10 protein-coding genes are annotated in these 17,366 nt (G+C 38.0%); 2 read left to right on the top strand and 8 right to left on the bottom strand.

Annotation, left to right across the window (positions count from 1 at the left end; translation table 11 throughout):
• Positions 1–3: 3 nt before the first annotated feature.
• The 8 genes from tamL to ALPR1_RS06070 form a co-directional block, all read right to left on the bottom strand.
• Entirely contained in the window at positions 4–2,292 is a 2,289-nt protein-coding gene (tamL, locus tag ALPR1_RS06035) for a translocation and assembly module lipoprotein TamL (protein ID WP_316929470.1), read from the bottom strand.
• Entirely contained in the window at positions 2,279–7,219 is a 4,941-nt protein-coding gene (locus ALPR1_RS06040; RefSeq protein WP_237701623.1) for a translocation/assembly module TamB domain-containing protein, read from the bottom strand. Before ALPR1_RS06040 ends, tamL begins: the two co-directional genes overlap by 14 nt.
• A gap of 267 nt (positions 7,220–7,486) precedes the next feature.
• Complete coding sequence (locus ALPR1_RS06045; protein ID WP_008199208.1) at positions 7,487–7,921, bottom strand: VOC family protein; 435 nt, start codon at positions 7,919–7,921, stop codon at positions 7,487–7,489.
• 3 nt (positions 7,922–7,924) lie between these two features.
• The gene (locus tag ALPR1_RS06050; RefSeq protein ID WP_008199209.1) at positions 7,925–9,019 is read right to left on the bottom strand and encodes a ferritin-like domain-containing protein; all 1,095 of its coding nucleotides are present in this window, start codon (positions 9,017–9,019) and stop codon (positions 7,925–7,927) included.
• A 3-nt stretch (positions 9,020–9,022) separates the two neighbouring features.
• Complete coding sequence (locus ALPR1_RS06055) at positions 9,023–10,705, bottom strand: hypothetical protein (RefSeq protein ID WP_008199211.1); 1,683 nt, start codon at positions 10,703–10,705, stop codon at positions 9,023–9,025.
• Positions 10,706–10,972: 267 nt separating this feature from the next.
• Positions 10,973–12,340, bottom strand: a complete 1,368-nt coding sequence (locus tag ALPR1_RS06060; RefSeq protein ID WP_008199213.1) for a purple acid phosphatase family protein — start codon at positions 12,338–12,340, stop codon at positions 10,973–10,975.
• Positions 12,341–12,441: 101 nt separating this feature from the next.
• Entirely contained in the window at positions 12,442–12,876 is a 435-nt protein-coding gene (locus tag ALPR1_RS06065; protein WP_008199214.1) for a VOC family protein, read from the bottom strand.
• 16 nt (positions 12,877–12,892) lie between these two features.
• Positions 12,893–13,510: a hypothetical protein gene (locus ALPR1_RS06070; protein ID WP_008199216.1), complete on the bottom strand. Its 618-nt coding sequence runs from the start codon at positions 13,508–13,510 to the stop codon at positions 12,893–12,895.
• Between the two features lie 195 nt (positions 13,511–13,705).
• On the opposite strand from ALPR1_RS06070, the gene ALPR1_RS06075 reads away from it, so the two are divergent.
• Together ALPR1_RS06075 and ALPR1_RS06080 are read left to right on the top strand one after the other, a co-directional pair.
• Entirely contained in the window at positions 13,706–16,084 is a 2,379-nt protein-coding gene (locus tag ALPR1_RS06075) for a TonB-dependent receptor (RefSeq protein ID WP_008199219.1), read from the top strand.
• Positions 16,084–17,250: a PepSY-associated TM helix domain-containing protein gene (locus ALPR1_RS06080; RefSeq protein ID WP_008199221.1), complete on the top strand. Its 1,167-nt coding sequence runs from the start codon at positions 16,084–16,086 to the stop codon at positions 17,248–17,250. Before ALPR1_RS06075 ends, ALPR1_RS06080 begins: the two co-directional genes overlap by 1 nt.
• The last annotated feature ends 116 nt before the right edge of the window (positions 17,251–17,366 follow it).

Raw genomic sequence — 17,366 nt, forward strand, 5'->3', positions numbered from 1 at the left:
ATTTTAAAAAGGATATCCAATAGCAAAATTGAAGATCAAGTTTTCTCTTCTCCAAGTTTTGCTTCCTACGTCAAATGTATTTCCCCACCTTTGACCTTCTTCCAAAAATGGTTTTCGCAGTGGTGTCGCTAAATCAAATCGAATAACAAAAAAATCGATGTCTACACGTAATCCAAAACCGGTTCCGACGGCGATTTCATTCCACCAGCTCGAACTGAACTTACCTCCGGGTAGTGCTTCATTTTCATTCATAAGCCAGATATTTCCGGCATCCATAAATAAGGCTCCTTTCAGGAAGGAAACCATTGGGAACCTATATTCTATATTTCCTTCTAATCGGATATCGCCCGATTGATCAAAATAAGAATCATTGTTAAATTCCTCAGGTCTATAACTACCGGGGCCGATCGAACGGATTCTGAAAGCTCTGATACTATTGGGGCCACCAGAAAAATATTGTTTTGAATAGGGAAGGGAGGAAGAATTACCAATTGGAACTCCTATTCCTGCAAAAAGCCGAGTGGCGATGGTTTGGTTTTTATTGAAATTAAAATGGTATCTAAAGTCAAAATCAAACTTCCCATACCTAGCATATTCCAAGCCTAGGATTTTTCCATTGTTTTCGCCGAAAAGATTGTCTATCCCTGCCATCAAATTTCCAGCGAAGTCTATTCCTAGCCCAAAGAAGTAACCATGTTTCCTGATAGGGTCATTTATTTTATTGTAGTTGAAAATATAATTGATTCCTACGATGAAATTTTGGTCGAAACTTCTTTGTAGAAATGGGTTGTTGGCAAGAATTTCATCAAATTCAGGAGAAGACTTTGTTAGGTTGACTATGTTGATATTGATGGGGTTGATCTCGTGATAAGCGAATTTATTAGCGTTCCAGAAGTAACCATATGAGGTAAACAATGAATTAAGTTGGTATAACCCGCCTCTGCTTAGATATTCTGTACCTACGCTTATTTTGGTTTTCGGTACTGAGTAACTGAATTTTTCTTTTATCGGAACAAAAAAGATGACTCTGGGGAAGATTAAATCTGCTTTCAAACCTAACTCTAGAGAATGTAAGCCAGATCGATCACCTCCTGCTATCTGAAATTCATATCCGATATTGGCAGAGATATTAAAATTCTCTCCACCCTTAAATAGATTCCTATTTCTAAAAACAAGATTGAGAGCAGGACCGGCAAAATTATTTGATTTGGAAACACCTAAAAGCTCAGCTCTGACGGATCTCTTAGTCATAGGAGAAAGTTGGAAACTTGCAGCAAGATGCCCTAATGAATCCTTAAAATCCATCTCCTCATATCTAAGGTTTACATATTTGTAATTACCAATAGAACTTAGCCGGTTACTGGAAAGCCTTGAATTCTTTGGGTCATACATTTCACCCTTTTCGATAAGGATATAATCGTTAAGTAACTCCGGTTTAAAAACCACTGTCCCCTGAAGAAATTCTTTCCCATCAAGGTGTACTGTATCCACAGGCTCATTTTCATTGTCCAAGGAGTAATTGGGATACACTTTAATTTGGTCTACTTGGTATTTTAAAGTGCTGTTTTCAGGAATATTATTTTTCAATCGTAAATAAAGATTGAATTGTCTTGCACTATCAGAGATATTCGTGTCTGCTTCAAAAATCAGAAAGTCGTTATTGAAGTTATAATATCCTTTTTGCTTTAACTCGCTATCTAATCGCTCACGCTCTTTGTTCAATGAATTCAAATCAAAACGACTACCAGGTTGAAAATCACTGTCAGCCAACAAACTGTTTATATCATGCTCGATTTGAAGTGAATCTCTATCCAGTTTAAACTCCTTCAATACATATGGGCGACCTACTTTTGCTGAATATTTCACCTCGGCAAATTTCTCGCCGCTAATACTTTCTGAACTTGCAGTTCCGTAAAAAAAACCTCTGTTTTCAAGCCTATTTAGGATTAACTCCTCGGTACGTTCCGGATTAACCTGACTGAAATAAACAGGCTCTTCCCCAAATTTCTTATTTAGAAATCTGTTGATAAAACCAGGCTTCTCCTTTTGACTTTTATAATAAGCCCAGAGCCCAAAATAGGATCCTAGAAACTTTGAATTAGGTTCTGGGCGAAGTAGACTCTGTAACTCTTCTTCCACACTTTTAAAGTCCTTCACATCTGGAGCTTCTATGTCCAAAGTGGCACCTGTGTACAATAATTCTCCTTCTGGGATATGTTTTTTGATTTGACAACCCACAGCAGAAAACAGGCAAGCAAGGCATAAGAATATGGATTTATTAATTCTCATCATCCTCCTTCTTTTCTTCAATAGTAGGAGCTTCTTCTTCCTCTTCAGGTTTATTCCAAAGCTCATTAAATTCATTGAATTCCCGATTGAAAATCAATCCTCCTCCTGTGACGATCAGCTGTCCATCAATAATACTTTCAAATTGGTTTTTTCTAAAAACTCTCACTCTCCATCTTCTGTCTTCGGTAAGCATGTATTCAAAACTCACGTTAGCCAAAATGGAGTTCGTTTGTTCCTGATCTTGTGAGCTTCCTTCTAAACCAACCTGGCTTCCTACTTCCACCACCAAGCGGTCGTTAAAAAGAGTTTGTTGCGCATTAATATTAAGGTCTGTTCTGTTTTGCGCAGAACCAGATTGATAGTCTTGATAGGTATCTACATCAAATCCCAGTTGGAAACCGCTGTCGCCAAATAGCTTGCTGGAAAGTGCATTCATTTGATCTGAGAGTACTTGACTGGCACTGTTTCTAGCAATAGCTTCTGCACCTCCATTGGAACCATCACTTCCCTGAGAAGGGAAGAACCTGTTTAATACCAATAGGGAGAATACTTGCTTATTTAATTCGTCTTCCTGATCATTGATTTGTAAAACCTGGGAATAAACATTTCCTCCGAAAGCGCCTCTTTCATTTTCTGGCATATCCAGAGTAAAGGAAATTTCTGGTTTGAGGAGTTCTCCGTCAACATTCAAATAAACCAAAAATGGTAAGCGTCTTTGATATTGGGTCTGTGTGCTTTGACTGCTGCCTGAAATCTGGGTAGCCATCAATGCTGATGCTGAAGCATCTACTTCATAAATAGCCTGAATATCCATCGAAGCATCCATAGGATCTCCATTCCAGACAATTCTACTTCCTTGGTTTATGATGAATTTTTTACTGATAAGATTGTAAAGGGACATTTCGTAATGCCCTTCCGTAATTTCATAACCTCCACTGAGCGTGATTCTTCCATTAGGATTAATATCCATCTGAAGGTTTGCACTACCAGAAACCAGTAAGTTGTCTCCAGTTTTCGGGTCAATAATGACCGTGAATTTTGCTTTTGGGTCAGCCGTTAATTGTGCTTGAATATCATATCCCGAAAATGCAGTGGTAGTTTCCTCTGTTTGTCCCGTGAGAATATCGTCTGGATTTTCTTTATTGACAAACAAAACGACTCCATCTCTTTCCACTATGTCCAATTGGGATTCAGGAATCAAAAGGCTTAGATCTGTGCTTTCCCGGACATTCAGTTTTGCTCTGACGATGGGTAAATTCAAATCACCTTTTATGGAAACATCCGCATCTATTGTTCCTCGGCCATAAACAAGCTCATTATCTTTATCTGTAGAGTTGACCACCATAAAGTTTTTTGCCAAAAGTGTTAGGTCGAACTCTGGGTTTGTAAAATCATTGGTTAATATGGAACCATCAACAATGAAAGTGTTATTATCAGCATCTTTTACTGTGAATTGACTGAGGTATATTCCTTGGTTATCAGCGGTAATGGTTTCATTGGAAAGTAAATACTTGGTGCTTAGCTCGGCGGGTACAAAAGAGGTTTCATGAAATTGAAACTCACCCTTATAAATGGGATCATTGGTAGTACCATTTGCCGTGACATTGCCTTTTAGATAACCTGAGGCATCCAGGATTTGACCTTGGGAAAGCTGAGCTATCTTTTTCATTTCGACCTGAATCAAATCCAGTTGCATGTCAAATTCCCCACCTGACTCATTGGCTATAAACTGGCCATTAACATCAAGGTCGATTCCATCATCCCGAAGCTGAAGGGCTAAAATGTAGTTTCCAAGACTTTTTGCCGAAGCTTCCAGACTTAAATCCCCTAAACTTACGCCTGTAGCTTTCAAACTGTCGATTTGCAGTTCTCCCATCAATCCAGTGGCACCAAAGGGGTTTTCGATCACAAGTTGACCTTCCATTTTTCCGCCAGCTATAATTTCTTCAGGATTCAATAAACTGGTAAGGGTGGATAGTCTGAAATTTTTAAACAGGACTGCAATATTTTCATCCGTAAAACCTTCAATGTTATTTTCTATCGTAAGCTCTTGACTCTTTTGAGTAAAACTAAAATCCTGAAAATCTATATAGCTATCCGATAAAAGAACCTGATTGCTAGCAGGGATACTCCAATTGGTTTTCTTGAAAATCAGGTTTTCTGGGTTGAGGTGTACGCTGACAGTGTCGTTTACTAAACCAATATCTGAAGCAACATGAAATAGAATGCTGTCTTTTTCATAAGATGAAAAATCAAAATAGATTCTTGAATCCTTCATCTCTCCACTCAGTAAAGTTTTGTCCATATTTAATGGGCCCGAAGTCAAGCTTAAAAAACCAAATTCCAAATTGAGACTTTCAGGGTTTGAAATCAAATCCAATCCCAAGCTATCTATTTCCGAACCGGCATAGTCTATAAATGGGAAGTCCATCTTAGCTGTCAAAGAATCCGAATCCTGAAAATATGCCAGTTGTATCCTACCAGAATCAAGTTGCTCCAAACCCTGTAACAGGAATTCATTCAGTAAAGGATCTTCATAAATAGAAAAATCCATGTCCATGACAATACTGCTATCCAAGGCTACCTGCGTGGAATCTTCTTGACCTAAATATTTCAAGAAATGGTTCGATAAGGCTTGCGACAATGCTGAAGGGTTGGTATTGGTTTTTAAGTATCCATCAGCCAATTTGCTTTTTAAAGTCACACTTGTAGAATCAGGTTTGATCATGGCCTGAATATCTGTTACGCCAATTGGGAAGGTTTTGTCTTCATATAAGACCAGTCCATCATGTAGCGAAACATCAACGGTAAAATCTTCTGGGTTTCCTTCAAAATTGACATCAAGAACCAACTTAGCTCGAGATTCTTTAGCAGAAAATCCAAGCTGTTGGAAATCCGCTCCTTTTAGGTCTAAGTTTAGTTTGACAATGGAATTAGTAGTGTCAAGATCTAAGAAGCTGATCAAGTCAAATTTTAAATATTCGGAATCGAGGTTTAGGTTAATATCACCTTTGCCTTGATTGAGTTCTCCATCTAGCTGAAGTCCTGAATAATCAGATCCATATAATTTTAACTTTTCAAAATTTGAGCTCAAGCTCGCGTTTAAATCATTAATATTATTTCCACTTCCTTTTGCTTTTAGACCAAGGGATAAGGTGTCTAAATCAGGGTTTTGAAGAATAGTGCCAAGCTGAAGCTCATTCAGCTGAAGGTCTAGGTCAAAGGCAATCTGATCGGTATTTTGGTAGTTCGCAGCAAGCGTAACATTACCAAGGTCAGTCATCAAATCAAGATCAGCGAGGATGTCAGCTAAACTTCCCTTTGCTTTTGCTTTAAGTTCTATTTCATTAGGATATTGGATGCCAAAATCTGATTCATTTGCAAACCGATTGATCGTCTCCCGATTACTTTTTAAGTGAATTTCAGGAAGATCAAAGTACAATGAATCCGTGTTCATTACATTTGAAACATTTCCTCTGGCACTCGCACTGGATTCTCCCCAATTGGCAATAAACTTAGGAATCTCTATTTCCGAGAGATTTCCGCTAAGGACCAATTCCCCTTGCAAGGGATTTCTTGCTATTTCCTGAATCAGTGTGTCTCTCGCTAATTCTGGAGCAAAGAAATACCCATCTCTGAGGTCTAAGGAATATTCATTTACATCCAATGCAAGATTCGATTGATCTGGCTTGTTGATGAGGTTTTGGATAGATGAATAGCTGATTTCTGAGTTTAAATTCAGTTTACTTCTGTTGGTTTCAATTAAGAATTTTGAAATGGATAGAGCTTTCTGGTCTATTTCTAAATCAAGGTTTAAATCCTTCAATTCAAACCCACTTCCTTCCTGTAATTGAAACTTCTCAATTAGGAGTTTGGCTGAACTTTCATCTAAACTGATGTCTGAACCCTCTAAATTAAGTTGATTTAGGAGGATGACCTCCGGGTTAAACTCTCCCTTTTTACTTGGGAGATCTACTGTTTTATATTCTAGGTTGTTTTCCGAAAGTGTAATCTTGCTCAAATTCACTTTCCAGTCAGGCCAAGCAAATTCCTCCGTTTCTAAACTTGCTGAAGTATTTTCTTGAGTTGCAGGAGATGGAGAGAAATCATGGTAAAGGATGGAGGATTCTGCTAACGAAACCTCATTGATCTCAACTATCTGTTGAGCAAGATCCAGTTTTGGCATTCCAATACTGAAAGCTTGGATGAAAACATCCGCTTGCTGCTGATCCACTTGGTTTTCGTAGTTAAGATTGATGTTGTTTAGAGTTAATTCATCCAACTTGATTAAAGGCATGATAGATTCCTCTTCTGTTTCTTCAGATTCAGCAAGTGGTTTTGTTTGTATGTATTTTATTTCTGTGTCAGAAAGTAGCACTGACCCAATACCAAATTCATATTTATTCAGATCCAATTCGGGGATTGCCAGCTCAAAGTCTCCCAATAAAATGGAGGCTTCTATTCCCAAAACCTCATCCTTAAATTGAATGTCAAAATTCCGCAGTGAGATAGGTGAAAGAGTGATGTCCAATTGGGGAGATTCTTCCTCAGGTGGGGTCTCAGCTACCTCTTCCTCTCCAGAGGAAAAAGCATCAATAATGAATTGAAAATTATAGACACCGCTTTCTTCAGGTCTTTTTACTCTTACTTTAAGCCCGTCCCATTCAAAATTACTGACATGAATTGCTCCGTTTTTGATTAGAGGAACAAAGGCAATTCCAGCTTCAAGTTCCCTAGAATAGGCAAGGGTGTCTCCATTTACATCAGAAATGTAAAAGTTGTCTAAATATATATTTCCGGAAAAAGTGATGAAAAGTCTTTCAATTTCAACATCTGCTCCTGTTTTGTCCTCAAGAAAAGTTACTGCTTTATCCACAATGATCCCCTGACCCCATGGGCTTCTAATAAAAAGGATCAGGGCGAGAATCAATACCAAAAGGCTTGCAATCGCGTACCCAAAGATCTTTAAAAATTTTAGGAGTAATCGTTTGATAATAACCGGTTAAAGAATATGCCTAAAGCGAATTTTTGAACATTACCTATTAGACCAAGAAACAAGCCAGAATGTTCCCTGTATTTATGAAAGATTTAACTTTCTAAAGATAATAAAGACTTATGGAGAAAATCACCCCAATTAAAGGCTTAGGATTCAAAGAGGTAGATGAGCTAACGATTTAGCCTGTTTTCGGTTATTATTTTAAATTTTTAAGATGTTTTCACGGATAACTAGTGAATTATAGTCTGGATCTCTAAAAAAGAAGAACTTATCTTCATAGCCTAAATCTGATGTATTTGAAAGTATATAGCTCCCCTCGATTTCATCAATTACCACTTGATTTTTTTGAAAGAGTGTCAGAGTTGCTTCTATATCCTTCACAAGAAAACTTGGCACTGTTCCATTTGAAGGTAGTGGGTTAAAGGGTGCATCAATATCTTTATATAAACCTAAAATTATTTTGCTTCCATCTTCACATGCAAGGTTCATTTGTAGATAAGGTATTTCATCTGGGGCCTTTATTATCGAGTATTTAGGGTCCAATTGAAACCCAAGGATCTTTTCGTAAAAATCCCTGGATTTCGAAAGATCACTTACCGATAATTTTGTAATTAATTGGTCGGTGATAAACTTCATGGATTAAGAATTTTGGTTCAAAATGGAGATTTCCATACTCGACAAATCCTCATTGGTGACAAACTCAAAGCTTGGCCCAGCCACATAAGTTGGGTCATTTGGATAAGGGGTTGCAAGTAATTTTCCCGCATAAAGCCTGAGAGAAAACATTAATCCCATAGCTTCATTTATTTGTTCCGTTTGCCCATTAAATGTCAAATGAAGACTATTCAGAAGACAGGTGTAGGTGAAGTTAAAAAGCTTGCTGTATTGATATGCTAAAGAGTCCTTCGGCAAATCAGCCATTTTTGGGTTAGGGTACATATTTGGGATACCATCCTCCTTTAAAGGGATGGGATCTCCTGAATAGGAATAACCTGATTGTGTATTAGGATCTTTTACCAATGTTTTTCCATTATAGATTTCTTCAAATCGATAATAGTGAGCTGGTTCTCCCTCTTCGGTATCTATTGGATCGACAAATGGATCTGTAGAGGTCCCTTCTCCTTGATCTACTATGATATCTATTGCATTGAATGCAGAGGTTTCGTCATGGATAGGAAATAATAATTTTTCAGGGAAAAACTTAGCATAGGTAAGTTGATGAGATGACTTTCCTGTAAAAATTGTCTTTCCATTTTTTTTAGCTTCTCCTTCAAGGGAAGAAATTTTTTCTTTAATCTTTTGATAAAATTGCCCTATGGTCATAGAGTCTTCAACCTTGCTCAAAGTTTCTATGTGGATTGGGCTTTCTGGTTCCTCAATGGACATAAAAACATTTTTGATTAGGGGAAGTGAAAATTTCTCCAAAGGAACTATCAGTCCTGTATCGACTCCACCGGGTAGATGTCCGGGATATTTTGGGACAAAATCTGGCGTATTCAGTGCTGGAGATCCTCCTACTGCATTTAAGAGATTACAAGCGATAGAGAGGTGCAGCATTTCCTCGCCAACAACCGAACCTATAAGATTTGAGATCTGATCATTCCCAGTATTTGCTAAAGTAAAATTAGCGGTCAAGTAAGGAGGGATTGTAGAATGTTCCAGCTCAATAGCTGTTTGTATCGCTGATCGAAGATCTTCGATGGTATCTATTTGTATGTTTTTTAGAAAAATCATGTCTTATAGTTTTTTAAAAGTGATGGAATCTTTTGTTCCTTTTTCAGCTAAAACTGAATTTAAATAGTTGATAATCATTGCTGATTTATCTCTTGAGAGATCTCTAGTGGCGGGCATGTAGTTTGGGTCTTCCCTGTCTTTACTAAAAACAAATTTTAGGATTTCCGCATTTTGATCTACCACTTTTTGGTCAGCTAGATTAAAAATTCCTTTTGACATCAAAGGATATAAATTGGAGTACTGCAACATGATCGGGTAAATATCCTCCCAAGATGGATTGTTTATTTTTTCTTGATCTACCGAATCAAAAACAAGGAAACTTATAAAGTTATTTGGGTTGCAATCTGAAAAGTAGCCATCGCTAAAGTTATAGGCAATACCATAAACCTGACCATCGATGTACTTTCTTGGGTTACCAGGGTCATTTGCTTTCACTTTTATGGTTGCTTTTCCATCAGTATCGGAAAGCGTGGTGTTGGGGAATTCTAGAGTGGTTTTAGGAACCCCGACGACAGGTGGAGTAGGGCCAAAATTACTGGCAATAAGTCTGAAATCTATGCTTTTGTTTGGGATGGGTTTCCCGAGATGTGTACAATAAAATTCTAGTTCACAATCTTCGTTCGGATTTAAGTAAAACACAAATTTATCCGCACATACGTAATTGATAGTCTCTGAAAGAATTACCTCTTGTTCAGCATTTAAGATGACAATAGGATGGTTTTCTACTAAGGAGGTTTTGTCGTTTAATGGCAGAACTGAAATTCCAGCTTTTCCATCATACCAATCAGAGGCAGAAATATCGATTTCTCCTATTGAAACTAAATCGCTTGAACCATCCACTCCTTTATCCACCATCAGTTGAAGTGGCATGGAGTGTTTCAAAGTGCCATTTGAATTGATAGGGAAAGAATTAGCAAGATCAATAGTGACTTGATTTAGTTTTTTATCCAAGATGGCATTTGCATAATTAATTGTTGAGGACTGAGGAGCTAGTGGCCTTCCTATGGTGAAGAATGTAGGGTCGTTTTCAAAGCAAGGGCCGATAGAACCCACAATTCTACCGATGGTAAAAGCGGGAGATGTTTTGTCCATATCATATAAATCAGTTGTAAACTGTATGGACAGATTCTCTTTGCTTACAGAATACAACTCTTTCAAATACCTAGAACTGCAATTGTCTATGTTCCAAGAAATGTTTTTTAGAGTCGATTGGAAAATCGCAGCTGCTCGGGTATCTCCGCCTAAATCTGGAGCTCTTGCCATCCAAATATTAGTAAAGGATGAAACCGTGTAGTCTGAATTGATGATTTCCTTTTCTCCATCCACCAAGCGAACCACCAAGCCCCAAAGTGCAGATACCATTTGTTGCTGTGGATCTAAATCCACGATTTTACCTGCTACTTTTTTGTTAGAGTCCATTATTGTCATCCCGATGACTGGATCTTCTTTTGGGTCCGATGTGCTTGTGCCGTCAAGGTAAGTGACACTTTTTACCTTACAGCTTAAAAAGCGCCAACTTCCAGTCCCTTCTGGGTTCCACCATCCGTTTGTTGCACCGCTTCCCCATTCTTGAAAATTGGGTTGAAAGGTGTCGTTGTTAAAATGTGTCGGATCATTGTTGACCGTAGAAGGATCTGCCTGAAACTGCCCCGAAAAAGTCAATCGGGGAGAATTTAAATAAGACATAAAAGATTAATTTAAAAGTGATACTAAATGAAAAATCTTATAGAAAGTTAGCCTAAAAACCTTGAAAAAACTAAGTTTTACTTCTTGTTAAAGCGTCTAAATAGTTAGAAAACAATGAGTTGCTTTTTTTATGTTATATAAACAGAATTTAAGTCTTCAAATGGAAATTGTAATGAATTTCATTTTCTAGTAGAAGTGAAAGAAACCAATAAATTTATTAGAAAAGGCAACAATTAATCTGACCATTAAAATCTAATGGGAGGAATATTAATTTCCTCCCTTGTAGGTTTTCATGTATTCAGCCATCTCCTCGGGAGTCATTTTTTCCTCTGAACCGGGAGTTAATTCTATCGCTTCCTGAATAGCTTTATCTGCACGATCAATAAATTGTTTGCTTTTACCTTTTTCCTTGATCAAATCAAATGCATCGTATAAATCCCCCTTGGCTGTATAGGCACCATAGCTAAGACGGTTTCCTTCAATTGTAATCAATTGATAGAGTTGGGTGTTTGATGCAGCTCGGTCCATCCATTTGTCAAAAGTCAGATTATACATTTTTGGACCACTTACAGAGACAACATAGACGGGGCCTTGGCTTTCTGGGTCTTGGTTTCCTACTCCGGAAGATAGGTTTCGGCCTCTTCCATACGAGTGATCATGTCCTTGTAAGACTAAGTCTACTTTAAATTTGTCAAATATTGGCTTAAATGCTTCTCTGAATTCTTTGTTATCCCTTCCTGTTCCTGAGGAATAAATAGGGTGGTGAAAAGTAATGACGGTCCATTTTTGGGTGTTTTCAGTCAATACCTTTTCCAACCAAACTCTCTGAATTTCCATGGATTCTTCATCTGAAACAATTTCTTGAGAGTTCAATGAAATAATTCTCAAATCTGAATAATCGATGTAATACACTGATTCTTCGAAGCCTTCAGGTCCATTTTCAGGAAGGGTGAATTGCTTTTGCCAGTGATAATCCAATACCAATGATCCATCCTCGTCTCGATCGTATTCATGGTTGCCGGGTGTGCTGATGCTGGGGATCATCGCATTGATAAAGCTACCTGCATAATTCCACTCCCCCCATTCTGAGTCCGATTGGGTTCTATTGATTAGGTCGCCGGCATGAAGCATAAAAGCTGCTTTAGGCAGATTTGAATATGCCTGTCTTATGATTCGCGACCACTGTGACTTTAAGTTGTTTTGAGCATCACCAAAGTAAACAAATGAAAAGGGAGCGCCTTTTTCCGGGGCAGTAGTAAATTGAAACCACTCACTCCAAGTTCCTTCATTACCCACTCGATAAGCGTAGGTAGTGGCTGGATTTAAATTTCTAAAAGTCACTGAATGATAATTGGCTTTTACACTATCCACCTCAAGAGATTCTGTTATTGCTTCAAAACTCTCCACGCTGTCTAAATAAATCGGTGTGTTTGGAGCAAGAATAATTTGAGCCTTTGAATTAAGAATATCTGATGCCGTTCTCCAGGTTACAGATTGAGATGTCGTGGGTTCCTCTGCCCAAGTCAGAACAATTCTATCAGGGAATTCAGTAGGGAGGAACTTCTGTGCCGAAAGGTTTGAAGAAATGAAGAAAATGAGAAAACTAACAAATAGAAACTTTACAGAATGGGTCATGATGATCTGGTGAATTTAAAAATAAAGAAGAAGCTAAAAGATGGGATTTAAGTGTTTTTCCTGTTAAGGAATTTTTAATTCTTTCTGGAGTAGTTTGAATCTTATTCTTCTCCCTCTTTTAAATTATAATTCACCATCCATCCATTGCCATATTTGTCTTGAAAACTTCCGAAATAAGAACCCCAAAAGGCTTTCTCGTAGGGCATTTCTATTTTCCCTCCTTTAGACAAGCCCTCAAAAAACTTTCTACCTTGTTCTTTGGAATCAGGCATTAAAGAAATATGATTGTGATTTCCCACTTTTAATTGATGCCCCATACTTGGCATAGTATCACTTGCCATGATTTTGAGATCATCGGAAATTTTAAGAGTAACATGCATTACACGTTTTTTCTCTTCTTCCGTCATGTGGTCCATTCCGGGGATCTCACTGAAATAACTTATCCCTCCATCAAACTCTCCTCCTAACACACTTTTATAAAATGTCATAGCTTCCTCAGCTTCTCCGTCAAAATTTAAATAGGGATGGATTTTCATGTTTATTGGGTTTAAGTTATTGATTGATAGTGTCTTCTAATTTCGGTGTTATTACTGATTTTTTGTCAATTCTAAAGCTTAAATAAGACAAAAACAGTCCTACAATGACCACCGAACAAGCCATTATCCAATTGATGTAGGAGATTTGTATGGAAATGATCTGTAAGGAAAGGCCGGCAAGCCATACAAGGTGAGCACTGGTCGTTCGAACAGCTCTTTCTTTGACGGAGTGACTGACGGTGCTTTCATCAATAAGTGGTCTGAAATAATCTTTGTATTGCCAGAGAATGAAAAGATTGAGAAGCATAAGAAAGCCTAATACGATCGGGGTTCCTTTCCAATTTAAAGAAATGGTCACCATCAGGATATTTCCTATCAAGGGAATCATCATGATACTCCCAAGAAGTTTATAGCGGGTAGTTACCATTAGATAACCAATGATGATCTGACTATAAGCGATAAAAACCCCGTAGAGTCCCAAACCATAAGCGGCTAATTCTTCTATCAACCAGACAGGTCCGATCCAGCCAAAAAATTGGTGTTCATAGAATAATTTTGCCATACCTGCTCCCCAAAATGTGAAGCCGAGAAAAATGGAAATCCCTTGAATGAAGTAGAATTTCAGTTTGTCCATAAATTGATTTCGCTGGTAATTAAAATTATCGAATTTTTTTAGAAGAAGAGCAACGAATGGTATTGCCTTGATTTTTAATGTGTTTCTAGCTCCTTTTATTTAGGGTCTTGATTTTTTTTAGATTAATTCTAAATAAGCCTTGTTTAGAATTAGTCTAAGTAATAAGTTTGCGTCATCATTGAAAACAACACCAATATGAATTGCCGATTATTACTCTTTGTAAGCTTGTTCTTCTTGAGTACGATTACAGTTTTTGCACAGTCAGGAAGTATCCAGGGCGTAGTAACTACGTCAGACTTGCAGCCTCTGGAATTTGTAAATGTAGGCTTGAAAGGCTTTGCCAAAGGAAATACTACTGATCGTAAAGGGTTCTATACAATAAAGAATATTGAGCCTGGTACTTACACAGTTTTTGCCTCTTTTGTAGGTGTAGAAAAGCAGGAGAGGACTATTCAGATAAGTGCCGGTGAGACCATAGATTTAGATTTTACTTTGCCAGAAAGCTCCACTGAATTGTCGGAGGTGATCGTGACCGATCTAAGCTCGAATAGATTTTACGCTGACAGTAATTTCACCGTGGCAAAGTTGCCTTTGACAGATTTGGAAAATCCCCAGGTCTATAATTCTATCTCCCGAAAATTATTAAAGGAGCAGGTGGTGACTAACATGAATGATGCATTGAAAAATGCTACTGGTATCACCCGACTTTGGGAATCAACTGGTCGAGGTGGTGATGGTGCTGAATATTACTCTATGAGAGGGTTTTCTGTTCAGCCTACGATGGTAAACGGAATGCCAAGCCTAAATAATGGGGGGTTGGATCCTGCAAATATTGAAACAGTAGATGTAATCAAAGGTCCATCTGGTACTTTGTTTGGAAGTTCTGTTATATCATATGGTGGCTTGATCAACATTACGACCAAAAGACCTTCCGATTTATTTAAAGGAGAGGTTGGCTTTATCACAGGGAATAATGGACTGAATAGAATTTCTGGAGATGTAAACGTTCCTCTGAATGAAAATGCATCCATGAGGGTAAATACGGCCTATCAACAAAACAACACTTTTCAGGATGCAGGAGGTAAAACGTCCTTCTTTGTTGCTCCTTCCTTCAAGCTTCAGGCGAGTGAAAGACTATCATTTTTAATCAATACGGAGTTTTTAAATTCTAATTCCGTCAATGCTCCAATGATATTTTTAAACAGATCTAATCCATTGACTTTTGATTCGATCGAACCATTTGAAAGAAACTATGAGAGATCATTTACAAGTGATGAATTGAGTATCAACAATGATTCTTATGCAATTCAGGCGCAGGCTTTCTACAAAATTTCCAATGCCTGGACTTCTCAGACAGTAGTTTCCAGAAGCTCTACAAAAACAGCAGGATACTACCATTACCTATTTGATGGAAGTGATGGGGATTCATTTTACCGATATATTTCTGATAGAAATGGGCAAACCCTTACCACAGATATCCAACAGAATTTTATAGGTGACTTCTCCATTGGTTCGATGAAAAACAAAATGATTGTGGGACTTGATTTCTACGATCAGGATATCAAAAACAGCAGCACAGGTTGGGTCGGAAATGGCGTGGTGACTCTTTCTGATGGAAATGATACTGGGGTCTTGACTCAAGCAGGTGTAGATGAATTATTGAAAGATACTTTTGAAGGAAATACAACCGCCGCTACTCGAGTATTGAGTGCTTATGTTTCTGATGTGTTGGAATTGACCTCACAGCTTTCTTTAATGGCCAGCGTACGAGTGGATAATTTTAAAAACGAGTCTTGGGGAACCGATACTGAGGAAAATACACAAACTGCAGTATCTCCTAAATTCGGGATTGTATATCAGCCGATAAAAGACAAGGTTTCTGTTTTTGGGAATTATATGAATGGATTTACCAACATTGCCCCGACTACAGTCTCGGATGCAGATGGTACCAATTCAAGGTTTAAAGTTTTTGATCCAGAACGCGCTAACCAGTATGAATTCGGTGTAAAGACCAATTTATTAAGTGATAAGATCACAGCCACAGCAAGTTATTACAATATCAGGGTGAGCAATCGTGTGATGACTGATCCAACGAATGTGAATAATTCCATTCAAGGTGGAGAAGTAGTGAGCAAAGGTTTTGAATTGAGTGTTATAGCAAGTCCAGTGGAGGGATTGAATTTAGTAGCTGGATTTAGTCACAACGATGCTGAGGTAACCAAGGATTATCCTGAAAGTGGTTACTTAGGAGTGAGACCTGAAGAAGCTGGCCCTGAAGATTTGTTCAATTTTTGGGCTAGCTATAATTTCTACGCAGGACCATTAAAAGGCTTTGGTCTTGGCTTTGGAGGAAATGCAGCGAGTGAGTATTTAACTTTGAATAGAGACAACATTGGATCATTTGCACTTCCTTCTTACCAGGTGTTTAATGCTTCCCTTTCTTATACAGGTTCTCAGTACTTTTTGGCTTTGAAAGTAAATAATCTGACAGATCAAAAATATTACTCTGGTTGGTCAACTGTTACTCCACAGAATCTAAGAAATGTTTCTCTTAGCCTTAATTATAGATTTTAATGAATCTTAAAAAGACAATCAATAAGCTACACCTTTGGCTCGGACTTTCGTCCGGGCTTGTGGTGTTTATAGTGGCAGTGACGGGTTGTATCTATGCTTTTCAGGCAGAAATTAAAGAACTTACTTATCCTTTTCTATCTGTAGAACCGCAGGAATCGGCCGTATTACCACCAAGCCAAATTAGTGAAATAGCACAGGATGTTTATCCCGAAGGACACCTGCATGCAATTCTTTACCCTACCAAGGAGAAGTCAGCTCAAGCGATCTTTTTTAGCTATGGGGAAGGGAATGATCATTACCAGATTGCTTATATCAACCCCTATTCAGGAGAAGTTCTCAAGCTTAAGGATGAGTATGCTGATTTTTTCAGAATAGTTTTGGACGGGCATTTTTATTTATGGCTACCTCAAGAAATCGGGCAACCAGTCGTGGCGAGTTTTACTTTGATATTCTTGTTTATGGTGATTTCTGGATTGATCCTTTGGTGGCCAAAGAAAAAGAAGAATCTAAAACAAAGTTTGAAAATCAAATGGTCTGGAAGATGGAGAAGAAAGAACTATGATCTGCATCAAGTACTGGGTTTTTATGCAATGACTTTTGCTTTGGTTTTTGCTATCACAGGCTTGGTTTGGGGTTTTATGTGGTTTAGAGATGGTGTTTATTTTCTTACCTCTGGTGGAGATAAGTTCGTTGAATATTACAATCCAATGTCGGATTCAACTCAGACATATCAAGGAGAAATCCCTGCTATTGATGCGGTATGGTTGAAGATGAAAGAAGAGTACCCTGATGCTGAATGGATTGAAGTTCATCCGCCTGAATTTGAGGGTTCAGCGCTTGCAGCCAATGCAAATCCAGATGCATCAACCTATTGGAAAACTGACTATCGGTATTTCGATCAGAACACATTAGAAGAAATTTCTGTAGATCACTTTTACAATCGAATTGAGGAAGCTACGATAGCTCAGAAAATCATGCGGATGAATTATGATGTGCATGTGGGAGCAATTGCAGGCTTGCCAGGAAAAATACTTGCATTTTTTCTAAGTGCGATCATTGGTTCTTTGCCCGTAACCGGTTTTATGATCTGGTGGGGAAGGAAAAATAAAGCGAAGAAAAATAAAGAAATAAAGGTGAAGGAAAAGCCTGAGCTAGTGGAGGCTTAATTTTTTAAGAGTATAAATATTTGAATGTGAAATGGTTGTGAGAAATTGCAGCCATTTCTTTTTGCAGCAATGTTTTATGCCAATGGATTAAGAGTTTAGATTTTCCCGGAAATCCT

It is taken from the genome of Algoriphagus machipongonensis, assembly GCF_000166275.1.
GTDB classification, from domain to species: domain Bacteria; phylum Bacteroidota; class Bacteroidia; order Cytophagales; family Cyclobacteriaceae; genus Algoriphagus; species Algoriphagus machipongonensis.

Coding starts and splice junctions, on each gene's coding strand:
- tamL (WP_316929470.1), bottom strand. CDS start 2,292: ATGATGAGAATTAATAAATCCATATTCTTATGCCTTGCTTGCCTGTTT.
- ALPR1_RS06055 (WP_008199211.1), bottom strand. CDS start 10,705: ATGTCTTATTTAAATTCTCCCCGATTGACTTTTTCGGGGCAGTTTCAG.
- ALPR1_RS06050 (WP_008199209.1), bottom strand. CDS start 9,019: ATGATTTTTCTAAAAAACATACAAATAGATACCATCGAAGATCTTCGA.
- ALPR1_RS06065 (WP_008199214.1), bottom strand. CDS start 12,876: ATGAAAATCCATCCCTATTTAAATTTTGACGGAGAAGCTGAGGAAGCT.
- ALPR1_RS06080 (WP_008199221.1), top strand. CDS start 16,084: ATGAATCTTAAAAAGACAATCAATAAGCTACACCTTTGGCTCGGACTT.
- ALPR1_RS06075 (WP_008199219.1), top strand. CDS start 13,706: ATGAATTGCCGATTATTACTCTTTGTAAGCTTGTTCTTCTTGAGTACG.
- ALPR1_RS06070 (WP_008199216.1), bottom strand. CDS start 13,510: ATGGACAAACTGAAATTCTACTTCATTCAAGGGATTTCCATTTTTCTC.
- ALPR1_RS06060 (WP_008199213.1), bottom strand. CDS start 12,340: ATGACCCATTCTGTAAAGTTTCTATTTGTTAGTTTTCTCATTTTCTTC.
- ALPR1_RS06045 (WP_008199208.1), bottom strand. CDS start 7,921: ATGAAGTTTATCACCGACCAATTAATTACAAAATTATCGGTAAGTGAT.